Source organism: Streptomyces sp. NPDC015144 (genome assembly GCF_043079735.1).
Lineage (GTDB): Bacteria > Actinomycetota > Actinomycetes > Streptomycetales > Streptomycetaceae > Streptomyces.
Window position 1 is genome coordinate 159,859 of sequence record NZ_JBIBUU010000017.1, and the last position, 12,643, is coordinate 172,501.

The 12,643-nt window shown below is 73.8% G+C and carries 13 protein-coding genes; 7 read left to right on the plus strand and 6 right to left on the minus strand.

The window, feature by feature from the left end:
- The first annotated feature begins 31 nt into the window (after positions 1–31).
- Positions 32–991 carry a hypothetical protein gene (locus ACF08W_RS26440; RefSeq protein WP_392280733.1) on the plus strand — a complete coding sequence of 320 codons (960 nt, stop codon included), beginning with the start codon at positions 32–34 and terminating at the stop codon, positions 989–991.
- A 310-nt stretch (positions 992–1,301) separates the two neighbouring features.
- Complete coding sequence (locus ACF08W_RS26445; protein ID WP_352278244.1) at positions 1,302–1,673, plus strand: ATP-binding protein; 372 nt, start codon at positions 1,302–1,304, stop codon at positions 1,671–1,673.
- 64 nt (positions 1,674–1,737) lie between these two features.
- Here the strand turns inward: ACF08W_RS26445 and dapC are convergent, their stop codons facing one another.
- A complete protein-coding gene (gene dapC / locus ACF08W_RS26450; protein ID WP_385214065.1) occupies positions 1,738–2,832 on the minus strand; it encodes a succinyldiaminopimelate transaminase in 1,095 nt (364 codons plus the stop codon).
- Positions 2,833–2,944: 112 nt separating this feature from the next.
- Positions 2,945–3,265 (minus strand): ferredoxin, encoded by a 321-nt coding sequence (gene fdxA / locus ACF08W_RS26455; protein WP_014048159.1) that lies wholly within the window; start codon positions 3,263–3,265, stop codon positions 2,945–2,947.
- Positions 3,266–3,382: 117 nt separating this feature from the next.
- Between fdxA and ACF08W_RS26460 the strand changes: the two genes are divergently transcribed.
- A complete protein-coding gene (locus ACF08W_RS26460; protein WP_385214069.1) occupies positions 3,383–4,384 on the plus strand; it encodes a GNAT family N-acetyltransferase in 1,002 nt (333 codons plus the stop codon).
- Positions 4,385–4,402: 18 nt separating this feature from the next.
- Positions 4,403–5,242 (plus strand): transglutaminase-like domain-containing protein, encoded by an 840-nt coding sequence (locus tag ACF08W_RS26465; protein WP_352273280.1) that lies wholly within the window; start codon positions 4,403–4,405, stop codon positions 5,240–5,242.
- Here ACF08W_RS26465 and ACF08W_RS26470 read toward each other — a convergent pair.
- From ACF08W_RS26470 to ACF08W_RS26480, 3 genes are all read right to left on the minus strand, one after another.
- The gene (locus ACF08W_RS26470) at positions 5,235–5,777 is read right to left on the minus strand and encodes a hypothetical protein (RefSeq protein ID WP_392280734.1); all 543 of its coding nucleotides are present in this window, start codon (positions 5,775–5,777) and stop codon (positions 5,235–5,237) included. The genes ACF08W_RS26465 and ACF08W_RS26470 overlap by 8 nt on opposite strands.
- Before the next feature lie 79 nt (positions 5,778–5,856).
- Complete coding sequence (locus tag ACF08W_RS26475; RefSeq protein WP_392280735.1) at positions 5,857–7,872, minus strand: GTP-binding protein; 2,016 nt, start codon at positions 7,870–7,872, stop codon at positions 5,857–5,859.
- A 623-nt stretch (positions 7,873–8,495) separates the two neighbouring features.
- Positions 8,496–9,206, minus strand: a complete 711-nt coding sequence (locus ACF08W_RS26480; RefSeq protein ID WP_392280736.1) for a hypothetical protein — start codon at positions 9,204–9,206, stop codon at positions 8,496–8,498.
- Positions 9,207–9,233: 27 nt separating this feature from the next.
- Between ACF08W_RS26480 and ACF08W_RS26485 the strand changes: the two genes are divergently transcribed.
- From ACF08W_RS26485 to ACF08W_RS26495, 3 genes are all read left to right on the plus strand, one after another.
- Positions 9,234–9,347 (plus strand): MYXO-CTERM sorting domain-containing protein, encoded by a 114-nt coding sequence (locus ACF08W_RS26485; RefSeq protein ID WP_352273284.1) that lies wholly within the window; start codon positions 9,234–9,236, stop codon positions 9,345–9,347.
- Positions 9,348–9,522: 175 nt separating this feature from the next.
- Positions 9,523–10,242: a class F sortase gene (locus ACF08W_RS26490; RefSeq protein WP_352273285.1), complete on the plus strand. Its 720-nt coding sequence runs from the start codon at positions 9,523–9,525 to the stop codon at positions 10,240–10,242.
- A gap of 124 nt (positions 10,243–10,366) precedes the next feature.
- Positions 10,367–11,854 carry an FG-GAP-like repeat-containing protein gene (locus tag ACF08W_RS26495; protein WP_392280737.1) on the plus strand — a complete coding sequence of 496 codons (1,488 nt, stop codon included), beginning with the start codon at positions 10,367–10,369 and terminating at the stop codon, positions 11,852–11,854.
- Positions 11,855–11,883: 29 nt separating this feature from the next.
- On the opposite strand, the gene ACF08W_RS26500 is transcribed toward ACF08W_RS26495, so the two are convergent.
- The gene (locus ACF08W_RS26500; RefSeq protein WP_352273287.1) at positions 11,884–12,495 is read right to left on the minus strand and encodes a response regulator transcription factor; all 612 of its coding nucleotides are present in this window, start codon (positions 12,493–12,495) and stop codon (positions 11,884–11,886) included.
- Positions 12,496–12,643 lie beyond the last annotated feature (148 nt).

A 12,643-nucleotide genomic window follows, 5' to 3' on the forward strand; every position in this document is an offset into this window, starting at 1 on the left:
GCCCGGGCGGACTCTCCAGTACGGTGGGCGCGTGCCCCGGACCACCTCCCCCACCCGTCGCAGCCGTCTCGCGCGCATCACTGCCGCACTCGTCGTTCTCGCCGCGCTCTGCGGCTACATGACCGTGCAGTACATAACGAGCAGCAAGGTCGTCGACGGCTGCGTCGTGGAGTCCGCCGACGGCTCGGCGGGCGAGCGGCGGACGTTCCGGATGAGCCCGGAGCAGGCCGTCAACGCGGCGACGATCGCGGCGGTCGGCACCTCGCGCGGGATGCCGGAGCGCGCCGTGACGATCGCGCTGGCGACCGCGCTCCAGGAGTCCGGGCTGCGCAACATCGAGCACGGCGACCGGGACTCGCTGGGGCTCTTCCAGCAACGCCCCTCGCAGGGCTGGGGCACCGGGAAGCAGATCCTGGACCCGGTGTACTCCGCCGGGGAGTTCTACCGCCACCTCGCCGAGGTCCCCGGCTACTCGCGGCTTCCGCTGACGGTCGCCGCGCAGCGGGTCCAGCGCAGCGGCTACCCCCAGGCGTACGCGAAGCACGAGCCGGACGCGGCCCTGCTGTCCGCGGCGCTGACCGGCCGTACGCCCGCCGCGCTGAACTGCTCGCCGCCCCGGGCCACGGCCGCCGGTGCCGACCCGGCGAAGGTGCGCGCGGAGCTGGTGCGCGCCTTCGGCAAGGACGTGCTGCCGGCCGCGGACAAGGCGCCCGCGGAGGACGCGGGCGCGGCCGGCTCGACGGCGGCCGGCATCGTCTCGGTGCCGGTTCCCCCGGCCCCGGAGTCCGCGGAGGGCTCCGGGAAGGACGCCGGGAGCGGCGGTGCGGACCGGCGCGGCTGGGAGCTCGCGCACTGGGCGGTCGCCCAGTCCGAGGCGCTCCGGCTGGACCGGGTCTCGTACGGGGGCCGGGTGTGGGAGGCCGGGGCGGGCTGGCGGACGGAGCGCGACGGCACGGGCGGAACGGACGTCCGGATCCGGCTCGCACCGTAGACCACCCCCGTACCGAACGGGGGTTCGCAAGGTCGCCCGAGGGGTGTGCTCCGGTCCGTTTCGAGCGCCCCCTCGCGCACCCCTCCCACCCTCACGCGGCGGTTCACACGTTCCCTTGCGGGAGCGGTGGAGTGACGGTTCGCCACGCCTCGCGGGAATGCCGCGTTCGCCCGGTTTCCTCCGGCGCGGACCGCGTGTCGCATTACCGACTCTTTACCTCGACCCACCGCAACCTCCCCCGCCCTTTCGACGGTTGTCATTGCGTCCGATCAACGGACAGACTCATTTCTCACTCCGTCGAAGGAGCATCATGTCCCTCCCCCTGACCCGCCGGATCGCCCGTGCCGCGCTGCTGATCGCCGCAGGCGCGGCCCCCGTGGTCGGTGCGGCCGGAGCCGCGGGCGCCGCCGAGCTCCCGCAGACCCCGGACCTCGGTGGCCTGACCAGCGTCGACGGCTCGCAGCTGGGCAAGACGGTCGACGGTGCGGCCAAGCAGGGCAACCGGGTCGCGGGCGACACCGGCGGCCGCCTCGTCGGTACGGCCCTCCCGGCCGCGCAGCGGACCGTCGGCGGCGCCGCCCCGACCGTGCAGAAGGCGGCCGGTGGCGCCGCCGGTACCGCGGGCCAGCTCCTCGGCAACGCGGCCGGTGCCGCCACCCAGGGCGGCCTCCCGCTCGGCTGATCCGTTTCCTGCGCGAGGGGCCCCGGGAGTGCGCACTCCCGGGGCCCCTCGCGTACGGGACGGATCAGGCCAGCCGCTTGACGGCCGCCGCCACCCGCTCGTCCGTGGCCGTGAACGCCACGCGGACGAAGCGGTCGCCGGCCGGGCCGTAGAAGTCGCCCGGCGCCACCAGGATGCCGAGCTCCGCGAGGTACGCCACGGTCTGCCAGCACGGCTCGTCGCGGGTCGCCCACAGGTAGAGGCTGGCCTCGCTGTGCTCGATACGGAAGCCGTGCGCCTCCAGCGCGCCGCGCAGGGCGGTGCGCCGCTCCGCGTACCGGGCCCGCTGCTCGGCCACGTGCGCGTCGTCGCCGAGCGCCGCGACCGCCGCCGCCTGGACCGGGGCCGGGGTCATCATGCCGCCGTGCTTGCGGATCTTCAGCAGCTCACCCAGGACCGCCGCGTCGCCCGCGACGAAGGCCGCGCGGTACCCGGCCAGGTTGGAGCGCTTGGACAGCGAGTGGACGGCGACGACGCCCTCGTACGTGCCGCCGCAGACGTCCGGGTGGAGGACGGAGACCGGCTCGGCCTCCCAGCCCAGCTCCAGGTAGCACTCGTCGCTGAAGACCAGCACCCCGTGCTCGCGGGCCCAGGCGACGATCCGGGTCAGCTCCTCCTTGGGCAGGACCCGGCCGGTCGGGTTCGACGGCGAGTTGAGCCAGAGCAGCTTCAGCCCGGCCGGGTCCAGCTCCGTCGGGTCGTCGTAGACGACGGGCTCGGCGCCGCAGAGCCGGGCGCCCACCTCGTACGTCGGGTAGGCGAGCCGGGGGTAGGCCACCTTGTCGCCCGCGCCCAGGCCCAGCTGGGTCGGCAGCCAGGCCACCAGTTCCTTGGAGCCGACGACCGGCAGGACGTTCTCGTGGCCGGCCCCGCGCGCGCCGAGCCGCCGCTCCAGCCAGCCGGTGATCGCGTCGCGCAGCTCGGCGGTCCCCCACACCGTCGGATAGCCGGGGCTGTCCGCGGCGGCGACCAGCGCCCGCTGGATCAGCCCGGGCACCGGGTCGACGGGCGTGCCGACCGACAGGTCCACGATGCCGTCCGGATGGGCCTCGGCCGTCGTCTTGTAGGGCGTGAGCCTGTCCCAGGGGAAGACCGGGAGGCGGGAGGAGACTGCGGACACGGATCTCTGCTTTCTCGTACGTCTGGTACGTCTCGTACGGGGCTGAAAACGCCTCGGTCCCGCACGGTGACGAGCCGTGCGGGACCGGGGCGGCGCACCTGGCGGCCGCCTGCTACTGGTTCTGCGGCGGGAGCGCGGCGACGAACGGGTGGTCACGCTCGATCAGGCCGAGCTTGGAAGCACCACCGGGCGACCCGAGGTCGTCGAAGAACTCGACGTTCGCCTTGTAGTAGTCCTTCCACTCCTCCGGGGTGTCGTCCTCGTAGAAGATCGCCTCGACCGGGCAGACCGGCTCGCAGGCTCCGCAGTCGACACACTCGTCCGGGTGGATGTACAAGGACCGCTGGCCCTCGTAGATGCAGTCGACGGGGCACTCTTCGATGCAGGCCTTGTCCTTGACGTCGACACAAGGCTGCGCGATGACGTAGGTCACGCTGTCGTTCCTCCTCGGTAGGGCGTTGGCTCTCGCGCGGGAGCGCGGCGTCGTCGATGCCCGCCCCTAGTATCTCCGTTCCGGGGCACGAACCGAACAGGAGGGGCGTACAGAGCTGTGGAATTCACCATCGGCGGACAGCTCACGGTCCGAATCACACCTGCTGACGTGGGCAAACGAGTATCAGTCCGGCGTATGTACGAGAGTGGATCACAAAGGGCGCTCTTCACCGACACGGTAGGCGTTCTCACATCGTGGGACGACGGTGTGCTCTCGATCACACCCAGGAACGGTGAGCCGGTCCGGATCGCCGAGGCGGATCTGGCGGCGGGCAAGGTGGTGCCCGCGGCCCCGGCCCGGCGGCGGGGTCCGGCGGCCTCCTTCGAGGAGCTGACCGCGGCCGGTGCCCGCGCCTGGCAGCCGGTGGAGAGCGAGCCGTTGGGCGACTGGCGGCTGCGCTCCGCCCACGGCTTCACCCGGCGGGCCAACTCCGTCCTGCCGCTCGGTGATCCCGGCCGCCCGCTCGACGAGGCCCTCGCCCACGTGCGCCAGTGGTACGGGCGCCGGGGACTGCCCCCGTACATGCAGGTCGCGACCGGCGCCGAGGGCACCCAGGAGGTGCTCGCCGCCGAGCTGACCGGGCGCGGCTGGCGCCGCGAGGTGACGGCGGAGGTGCGGGTGGCCGGGCTGGCCCCGGTCGGCGACCTGGACGCGGAGGTGTCCGCGGTACGGCTGGACCGGGAGCCGGACGGGAGCTGGCTCGCCCGCTACCAGCGCGCCTCCGCCCCGGGGCCGCATGTCCTCGCGGTGCTGCGCGGCGGGCCCTCGGTGTGGTTCGCCTCGGTGCCCGGCGACGAGGAGGGCGCGCCGCCCGCCGCGATCGGGCGGTGCGTGGTGGACGGGCGGTGGGCCGGTTTCATGGCCGTCGAGGTCGATCCGGCGCAGCGGCGCCGGGGGCTGGCCACCGCCGTGATGACCGCGCTCGCCCGCCGGGCCCTGGCGGAGGGCGCCTCGGCGGCGTGGCTCCAGGTGGAGCAGGACAACCCGGGGGCGCGGGCGCTGTACGACGGCATGGGCTTCGCGGTGCACCACCTCTACCACCACTTCCGGTCGGCGTGAGTGGGGCGGGCGGCTGCGATGGGTGCTGAGGCCGAGGGGCGGGAGGAGTGGTTCCGGCAGTTCGCGGAGGAGGCGCGGGCCGAGCGCCCGGACCTGGCGCTGCTCTGCCTGCTGCTGGGCGCGGTGGCCGATCCGGGGCTGGACGCGCACGGGATCGACGCGGCGCAGATCGAGCTGGACGAGCTGGCGGGGCGGCTGCCGTACGGGATCCGGGGCGGCCGGGCCTGGGCGTCGGCGCTGGCCGAGCTGCTCGGTGAGCGGTGCGGTTTCGCGGGGTCGTCGGCGGACTACCGGCGGCTGGAGTCGTCGTTGCTGCACACGGTGCTCCGCAGGCGTCGCGGGCTGCCGATCCTGCTGTCGGTGGTGTGGATCGAGGTCGCGCGGCGGGCGGGCGCCCCGGTGTACGGGGTGGCGCTGCCCGGCCATTTCGTCGTCGGCTTCGGCGATCCGGACGAGCGGGTGCTGGCCGATCCGTTCGACGGCGGACGGCCGATGACCGGCCAGGACGCGGAGCTGCTGGCGGCGGGGGCGACCGGCCGGCCGCTCGACGCCTCGGTGCTGGAGCCCGCGCGGACCCTGGACATCGTGGGGCGGATCCTGAACAACGTCCGCGTCTGGGCGGCGACCCGGCCGGAGCGTACGGACGTGGCGCTGTGGGCGGTGGACCTGTCGCTGCGGCTCCCCTCGCACCCCGCCCGGCTCCGCTACGAACGGGCCCAACTCCTCGTACAGAGCGGGCAGTTCATGCGGGGTGCGGCGGAGATGGAGGAGTACGCGGACGTGGTCGACGGGGTCGAGCCCGTGGCGGCGGAGGCGATCCGCCACCGGGCCCGGGCGGCCCGGTCGCTGCTCAACTAGTTCCGGACCCCTGGTCGGACCACCGGCGCAGCAGGCGTTCCCGTTCGGCGCTCCGGGGCGCCCCGCCCTCGGTGCGGCCCCACTCCGCCATGGCGGCCAGGGTCGTGGACATCGTCGCGGCGCCCTCGGTGAGCCGGGACAGGACGGCCCCGGAGAGGGCGGTCTCGGTCTCGGAATAACCGGCCGCCGCGGCGGCGTACGCGTGCAGCAGGCGCCCGGAGCCGCCCGACTCCACCCGCAGCGTCATCAGCGGCGGCGCCTCGCCCGACCGGAGCGGGCGCTCGGGCAGGACCAGGTTCAGCACCGTCTCCACGGCCACTCCCCCGACGATCCCGGCCTGCCGCAGCAGGGACTTCATGGGGACGTCGGCCACGGTCAGGGCCGTCACGTCCTCCCAGAGGAGAAGGCTGGACTGCCCCTCGCCGAGACCCAGCACGCCTTCGGGCGTCAGCCGCACCCCGGGGGCCGGGCCGGACGGCTTCGCGCCCAGGTAGACATCGCCCTCGGCTATCCAGAACAGGCCCACCATGGCCATCGGCCGCTCACTCCCCGTCGGTCGGTCCGGGCCGCCCAACCGTGCGGCCCGGACCGATCCTAAGGGGTGTCCTGGCTGGTCAGCGCGGGTCCGCACCGGCGGCGACCCCGCGCGTGGTGCGCAGCAGGTACTCCTTGCGGTGCAGCGGATCGCGGTCGGTGCGCGGCCGGTCCGGGGGTGTGCCGACGACGGGCCGGTGGCGGGCGAAGCCGGATTCGAGCACCCCCTCACCCCGGGTCAGGGACGGCAGCAGCTGCTGGAGCCCATGGACGCCGGCCGCCGGGATCTCCCCCTCCAGCACGCAGACGTCGCCGTGCGGGGCGGGCGTGCCCGGGACGGCCCGCAACCGGGCGAGTACCGGCAGCACCGGGCCGAGCAGCTCCGCGGGCAGCTCCAGCCGGAACCGGTGGATCGGCTCGTGGACGGTGGTGCCGGCCCGCCGCAAGGCGTCCATCAGCACCAGCGGGGTCAGATTGCGGAAGTCGCCCGCGGTGCTCGACATGCTCTTGTCGAAGGTCGCGTGGGAATGGCTCTGGCGGGGCCAGTATCCGGAGTGCGTCAGGGTGACGACGCAGTCGGTGACCCGCCAGCCGTGGATTCCCTGTTCCAGGGTCTCCCGAACGGTATCCTCCACCGCCCTCATCAGGGACGAGGGCATCGATCCGAGTTCCACCTCCAGCCGGTAGGAATTACCGCTCCCGGCCGGCGCGGGATCGACCCGCAGTCCCACGGTCGCCAGAAAGGGATTGTCGCCCTCGTCGATGATCTCGTGCGCCGCGCCGGTGCCGTTCGGCCGTTCCAGGCAAATGGTGGTGGTCTCACGGAAGGTGACGCCGATTCCGAATTCGTCGGCCAGCGTCGCCTGGACCACCTCCTTCTGCACCTCGCCGTAGAGCGAGACGGACACCTCCTTGCGGACGTCGTCCTGGCGCAGGTCGATCAGCGGGTCCTGCTCGGCGAGCCGGGCGAGCGCGGCGTGCAGCTCGCCCCGGCCCGCCGGGGGAACCGGGACGACGACGGACTCCAGCGTGGGCGGCGCGAACCAGCGGTCCGGAACCGACGCGTCCGGCAGGCCGACCGGATCGCCGATCCGGATGCCGTCGAGCCCCCGGAGCCTCGCGATCCGGCCCGCGCCGACCGCCGTGCCGCGTACGGCGGAGCCCTGGTCGAAGAGGTCGATCCCGGTCACCTTGGCCTCGGCGCGCCGGTCGTCCCGGCCGAAGGGCAGCCGGTCGCGGAGCCGGACGGTGCCGGAGAACATCCGCACGTAGGCCGTCCGCTCGCCGCCCGGTCCGCGCTCCACCTTGAAGACCGTGCCCGAGACCGGCCCGGCGGCGTCGCCCCGGCTCGCGGGGAGCAGCTCCCTGACCCCGTCGACCAGGGCGTCCACCCCGGCGCCGGTGATCGCGGAACCGAAGTACACCGGATGCACCAGGGCCCGCCCGGTCTGCGCGGCCAACTCCTCGCGGAGCCGGTGGTACGGGAGCGGCGCGGTGTCCTCGACGTACGCGGCCAGCAGCGTGTCGTCGTGGTCGGCGAGCAGTTCGGCGAGCCGGTCCGTGTGGGCGGTGTCGGCGCCGGTGTACGGCACGCAGCGGGCGCCGGGGGTGCCGGGTTCCTCGACGCGGCCCATGGCGAGCACGGCCGGGGTGAGCTTTTCGGCGACGGCCCGCAGCACGGCCCCGTCCCGCGCGCCGCCCCGGTCGACCTTGTTCACGAAGATGAGTGTCGGGATGCGCAGACGCCGCAGCGTCCGCATGAGCACGCGGGTCTGCGCCTGTACGCCCTCCACGGCCGAAACGACCAGGACGGCGCCGTCGAGCACGTTCAGTACGCGCTCGACCTCGGCGATGAAATCGGGGTGCCCGGGGGTGTCGATCAGGTTGACCGTGGTGTCCCCGACGGCGAACGAGACCACGGCGGATTTGATCGTGATGCCGCGTTGCCGTTCCAACGCCAGGGAATCGGTCCGGGTGCTGCCGTCGTCGACGCTGCCGATTTCGTCGATGACTCCGGCGGTATGGAGCAGTCGCTCCGTCAGGCTCGTCTTACCCGCGTCGACATGCGCCAGGATTCCGAGGTTCAGCGTGTGCACGAATCTCCATGTATTCGAAGTCGGTGATGATTCCCGCCTGAATGAACATGGGAGTTCCGCGCATGATCCGCTCCTTGGGTCGGTCGTTGCCGGCGACGAGTAGAGCAGGGGCCGGATCGCCGCACAACCGGTTTTACCGGGCGCGGCTCCGGCCCCCCGGTCCGCCCCGCCGTCGTCGCTCCGCACACCTGTGGGCGCCGGAAGCAAGGAAGCGGCGTTGCGGCGCGTCGGGCCCTCAGGGGCCGTCCGGGAGGCGGATCGGTGACGCTGCGGGGGCGGAGCGGGCGCGGGGCCCGGGTGCGGCGGGACGCGTCGTGGTCCGGGGGCGATCCACGGATCGCGCGTCAATTACCGCTGGGCGCACGCGTGTTGACGAACGCCGGAGGGAGCGTACGGGGCGCGCGGGGCGTTTCGGGCGGCGGATCGGGCGCGGCAAACGGGTGGCGGCCCGCCGCCCAAACCTCCCGCACCGCCGCCGTGCAGTCCAACGGGTGATTATCGGCCCCACACCACCCGAAGAGCCCACGCGACGGCTCCCTGGCGGCTCTCTCCGATGGCGCGCACCGGCATTCCGACTGACGGTGGATCACGTCGCCACTGCGCCACATTGAGTCGACAACCAGTCACTCTGCGCAGTTGCACGGAAGGAATGTGTTCAGATGCGCTCTGCCCGCACACTGTTCGCTTCGGCCGCTGTCACAGCGGTTCTCGCCATCACCGGCCCGGCCGCCTACGCCATGGCGACGTCCGGCGACTCGGGCCACGACAACGGCTACTCGTCCTCGCGGGGCGGCGACCACGGAGACCGCGGCGGTGACCACGGCGACCGCGGTGGCGACCGTGGTGGAGACCGCGGCGGCCGCGGCGGCGACCACGGGGACCGTGGTGGTCGTGGCGGTGACCACGGAGACCGTGGTGGCCGTGGCGAGCACGGCCGCCCGCACGGCGGCATGCACACCGGTGGCGGCTTCATGGCCCGCGTGATCACCGGAGAGAACGGCCCGGACGACGGCGGTGACCGCGGCGGCGACCGCGGTGGCTACGGCGGCGACCGTGGCGGAGACCGCGGCGGACGCGGCGGCGACCACGGACGCGGCGGCCACGACCGCGGCGGCCGTGGCGACCACGACCGTCCCCACGGCGGCATCCACACCGGCGGCGGCTTCATGGCCGCTGCGGTCGCCGGTGAGAACGGCCCCGACGACGGTGGCGACCGCGGTGACCGCGGTGGCGACCGGGGCGGCTACGGCGGCGACCGGGGTGGCGACCACGGGCGTGGCGGCGACCGGGGTCACGGCGACCGTGGTGGCCGTGGCGAGCACGGCCGCCCGCACGGTGGCATCCACACCGGCGGTGGCGGCATGGCGATGACCGGTGGCGGCATGGCCGCCGGCTCGGCGCTCCTGCTCGGCGGTCTCGGCGTCGGCGCGTACAAGCTGCGCCGCCGCCAGTCCACGGGCGGTGCGATGGCCTGACCGGGCCACCTCTCCCGCCAGTCGTTTCGTTGTCGCGGCCGCCGCCCCTCGGGGTGGCGGTCGCGGCGGCTGCGTTTCCCCCGGGGGGCCGGTTCGCCGTCGCCTCCCCGTACCGCCGTACCGCCCGTACGACGCCGCCTCTCTTCCTCGCCGCACAATCGAAAGGCACGTTCACATGGCCGCCCCGAAGTCGACCGACTCCACCCCCGCCCGGCCCTCGCCCCGTTCGTCACTGGTCCGGGCCCTGATGTGGCCCGCCCTGGCGGCCGGGCTCGGCATGGTCCTGATCTACAACTCCTTCGGCACCCCGGTGAGCAGCAGCCGGACGGCCCCGCCGGTGGCCATCTCGTCCCCCTCCCCCGAGATCCTCGGCCACCACGCCGCCCCCGCCCCCGCGATGACGCCGAAGGCCCCCGTCGGCCCGTCGATGTCCCGTTCCGAGCCGACCCGGCTGGAGATCGACTCCCTCGGCATCGACGCGCCGTTCACCGGCCTCGCGCTCGGCGCCAACGGCCAGCTGGACGCGCCGCCGCCGGACGACAAGAACCTCGTCGGCTGGTACAAGGACGGCATCAGTCCGGGTGAGCGCGGCACGTCCATCGTGGCGGGACACGTCGACACGAAGACCGGCCCGGCCGTGTTCCTCCCGCTCCAGACCATCCAGCCCGGGGCCGAGGTCGACATCACCCGCGCCGACGGCTCGGTGGCGGTCTTCAAGGTCGACGGCGTACGGCAGTACAGCAAGGCGGACTTCCCGAACGACCTGGTCTACTCCGACAGCGACTTCGCCGACCTGCGCCTGATCACCTGCGGCGGCAACTACAACAAGACCGTCAAGGACTACGAGGACAACGTGGTCGTCTTCGCCCACCTCGACAGCTACACGAAGGGCTGACCCGGCGGCCGCCCGGGACGGCGGCCCGCACAACCATCCACCGGGCCGCGAGGTCGAACGGGGCAGTACGGAACCCGCTCCCGTACTGCCCCGACCCACTTACCGAGCACCGGAGTTGATCGACGTGCCCGCTCTTTCCCCCCACCGCAGGCTGGTGCTGGCGACCGGAATCGCCGTGCTCGCCGGAGCCCTGGCCGCCCCGGTCGGCCACGCCGCCACCGCGAAGGCGCCGGACACGAAGGCGCCGAGTGCCAAGCGGCTGCACGACGACTTCAACGGCGACGGCTACCCGGACGTGGCCGTGGGCGCCCCCATGGCCACCGTCGGCGGCTTTGAGGGCGCGGGCGCGGTGAGCGTCCTGTACGGCGGACCCGGCGGCCTCACCCCCACCCGCAAGCAGGTGCTGACCTGGCCGAACCGCCCCGGCATCGAGCAGCCCGGCGACGCCCGCTACGGCACCGGCCTGCGCGCCGCCGACCTGGACGGCGACGGATACGCGGATCTCGTCGGCCGCCTCTGGGCGACCACCACCGACGGCGACCAGGGCACCGTGCTGGCCGTCAACTGGGGCGGTCCCTCCGGGCTTTCCGCGAGTGCCACCCTGCTGAAGCCGGTCCCCGGCGACCAGGTGGACGGCACCGGTGACCTGGCCGTCGGTGATGTGGACGGCGACGGCCGCCCCGACATCGCGGTGGGCGACATGCGGCGCGGCGGCCATGTGCTGCACGGGCCGTTCACCCGTACCGGGGCGTGGAGCCGGGCCGACGCGTTCTCGGTCGACGGCACGGCCGTGCTCGACACCTCCACGATCGCGCTCGGCGACCTGACCGGAGACGGCGCGGACGATCTGGTGATCCTCGGCTTCGGCCCGGACGACCCGTGGCAGCAGCACACGTACCTGCTGAGGAGCGGCACCGGCGGATTCGCCGCCCCGGTCGAGATCCTGGACGCCGACGGGGCCCCGGTCGGCGGCGACTCTGCGGGCATCGCCGACCTGGACCAGGACGGCCACGGGGACCTCGTGATCGGGCGGGCCGACGAGTGGGCGCAGGTGGACCCCCCGGCGAAGAAGGGCGGTGCGCTCTTCATCGCGTACGGCGGCCCGGGCGGGGTCGGCACGGGCCGCGCGCCCGTCTGGATCAACCAGGACACCGAGGGCGTCTCCGGCACCGCCGAGTACCACGACCGGATGGGCTACAGCCTGGCGCTGGGCGACACGGACGGCGACGGCTACCCGGACATCGCCACCGGTCTGCCCGGTGAGCGCATCAACGGGATCGGCGAGGCCGGCCGGGTCCTGGTCCTCAAGGGCGGGCCGCAGGGCGTGAGCGGCGCGGGCTCCAAGGAGTTCGGCCAGTACACGGCCGGGGTGCCGGGGGTCGCCGAGGCGGGCGACCAGTTCGGCGAGGCGCTGGCGCTGGGCGACCACGACGGCGCGGGCCGCACGGAGATGGTGGTCGGCGACCCGTCGGAGAACTCGGCGCACGGCGCCCTGTGGACCTTCCGTACGGACGCCACCGGGATCGTCGCCCAGGGCTCCGCCTCGTTCGGTGCGGCCACCCTCGGCGCCCCGACCGGGCCGTCCATGTTCAGCCAGTACCTGACGCACTGACGTCGGCGCCCGCGAGCGGGGCCGGGGCCCTACAGCCAGCCCTTCTCGCGGGCGATGCGGACCGCCTCCGCGCGGTTGCGGGCGGCCAGCTTCTGGATGGCCGTGGAGAGGTAGTTGCGGACCGTGCCCTGCGAGAGGTGGAGGGCGGCGGCGATCTCCGCGTTGGTGGAGCCGTCCGCCGCCGTGCGCAGGACGTCCCGCTCGCGTTCGGTGAGCGGGCTCGCCCCGTCGGCGAGGGCGGCGGCCGCGAGCGTGGGATCGATGACCCGCTCCCCCGCCAGCACCTTCCGTACCGCTTCGGCCAGTTGGGCGGCCGGGGCGTCCTTCACCAGGAAGGCGTCGGCGCCCGACTCCATGGCCCGGCGCAGATAGCCGGGGCGGCCGAAGGTGGTGACGACGACGAGCTTCACGGCCGGGAGTTCGCGCCGCAGCAGCGCCGCCGCGTCGATCCCCGTCATGCCCGGCATCTCGATGTCCAGGAGCGCCACGTCGATGTCGTGCGCCCTGGCCGCCTCCAGCACCTCGTCACCCCGCGCGACCTGGGCGACCACCTCGATGTCCGGCTCCAGGCCGAGCAGCGCCGCGAGGGCCTCGCGCACCATGGACTGGTCCTCGGCCAGAAGAAGTCTGATCATGCTCATTCCGTGGATCCTAGGGCCTGAGGGCGGGGCCGGCGGATCACGGCCGGACCCGTACTAGGACCTGTCTTCAAACTGCCGTCGTCCGGCCGGAGGCCGGGCCGTGCGGTGTCCGGTGCGTGCGATCGCAAGGCGGAGGGTCGCTCCGATA

Excerpts from the sequence above, each read along its gene's own strand:
- ACF08W_RS26445 (WP_352278244.1), top strand. The coding sequence starts at position 1,302 with ATGTCCCTCCCCCTGACCCGCCGGATCGCCCGTGCCGCGCTGCTGATC.
- ACF08W_RS26465 (WP_352273280.1), top strand. The coding sequence starts at position 4,403 with ATGGGTGCTGAGGCCGAGGGGCGGGAGGAGTGGTTCCGGCAGTTCGCG.
- ACF08W_RS26470 (WP_392280734.1), bottom strand. The coding sequence starts at position 5,777 with ATGGCCATGGTGGGCCTGTTCTGGATAGCCGAGGGCGATGTCTACCTG.
- ACF08W_RS26485 (WP_352273284.1), top strand. The coding sequence starts at position 9,234 with ATGGCGATGACCGGTGGCGGCATGGCCGCCGGCTCGGCGCTCCTGCTC.
- ACF08W_RS26490 (WP_352273285.1), top strand. The coding sequence starts at position 9,523 with ATGGCCGCCCCGAAGTCGACCGACTCCACCCCCGCCCGGCCCTCGCCC.
- ACF08W_RS26500 (WP_352273287.1), bottom strand. The coding sequence starts at position 12,495 with ATGAGCATGATCAGACTTCTTCTGGCCGAGGACCAGTCCATGGTGCGC.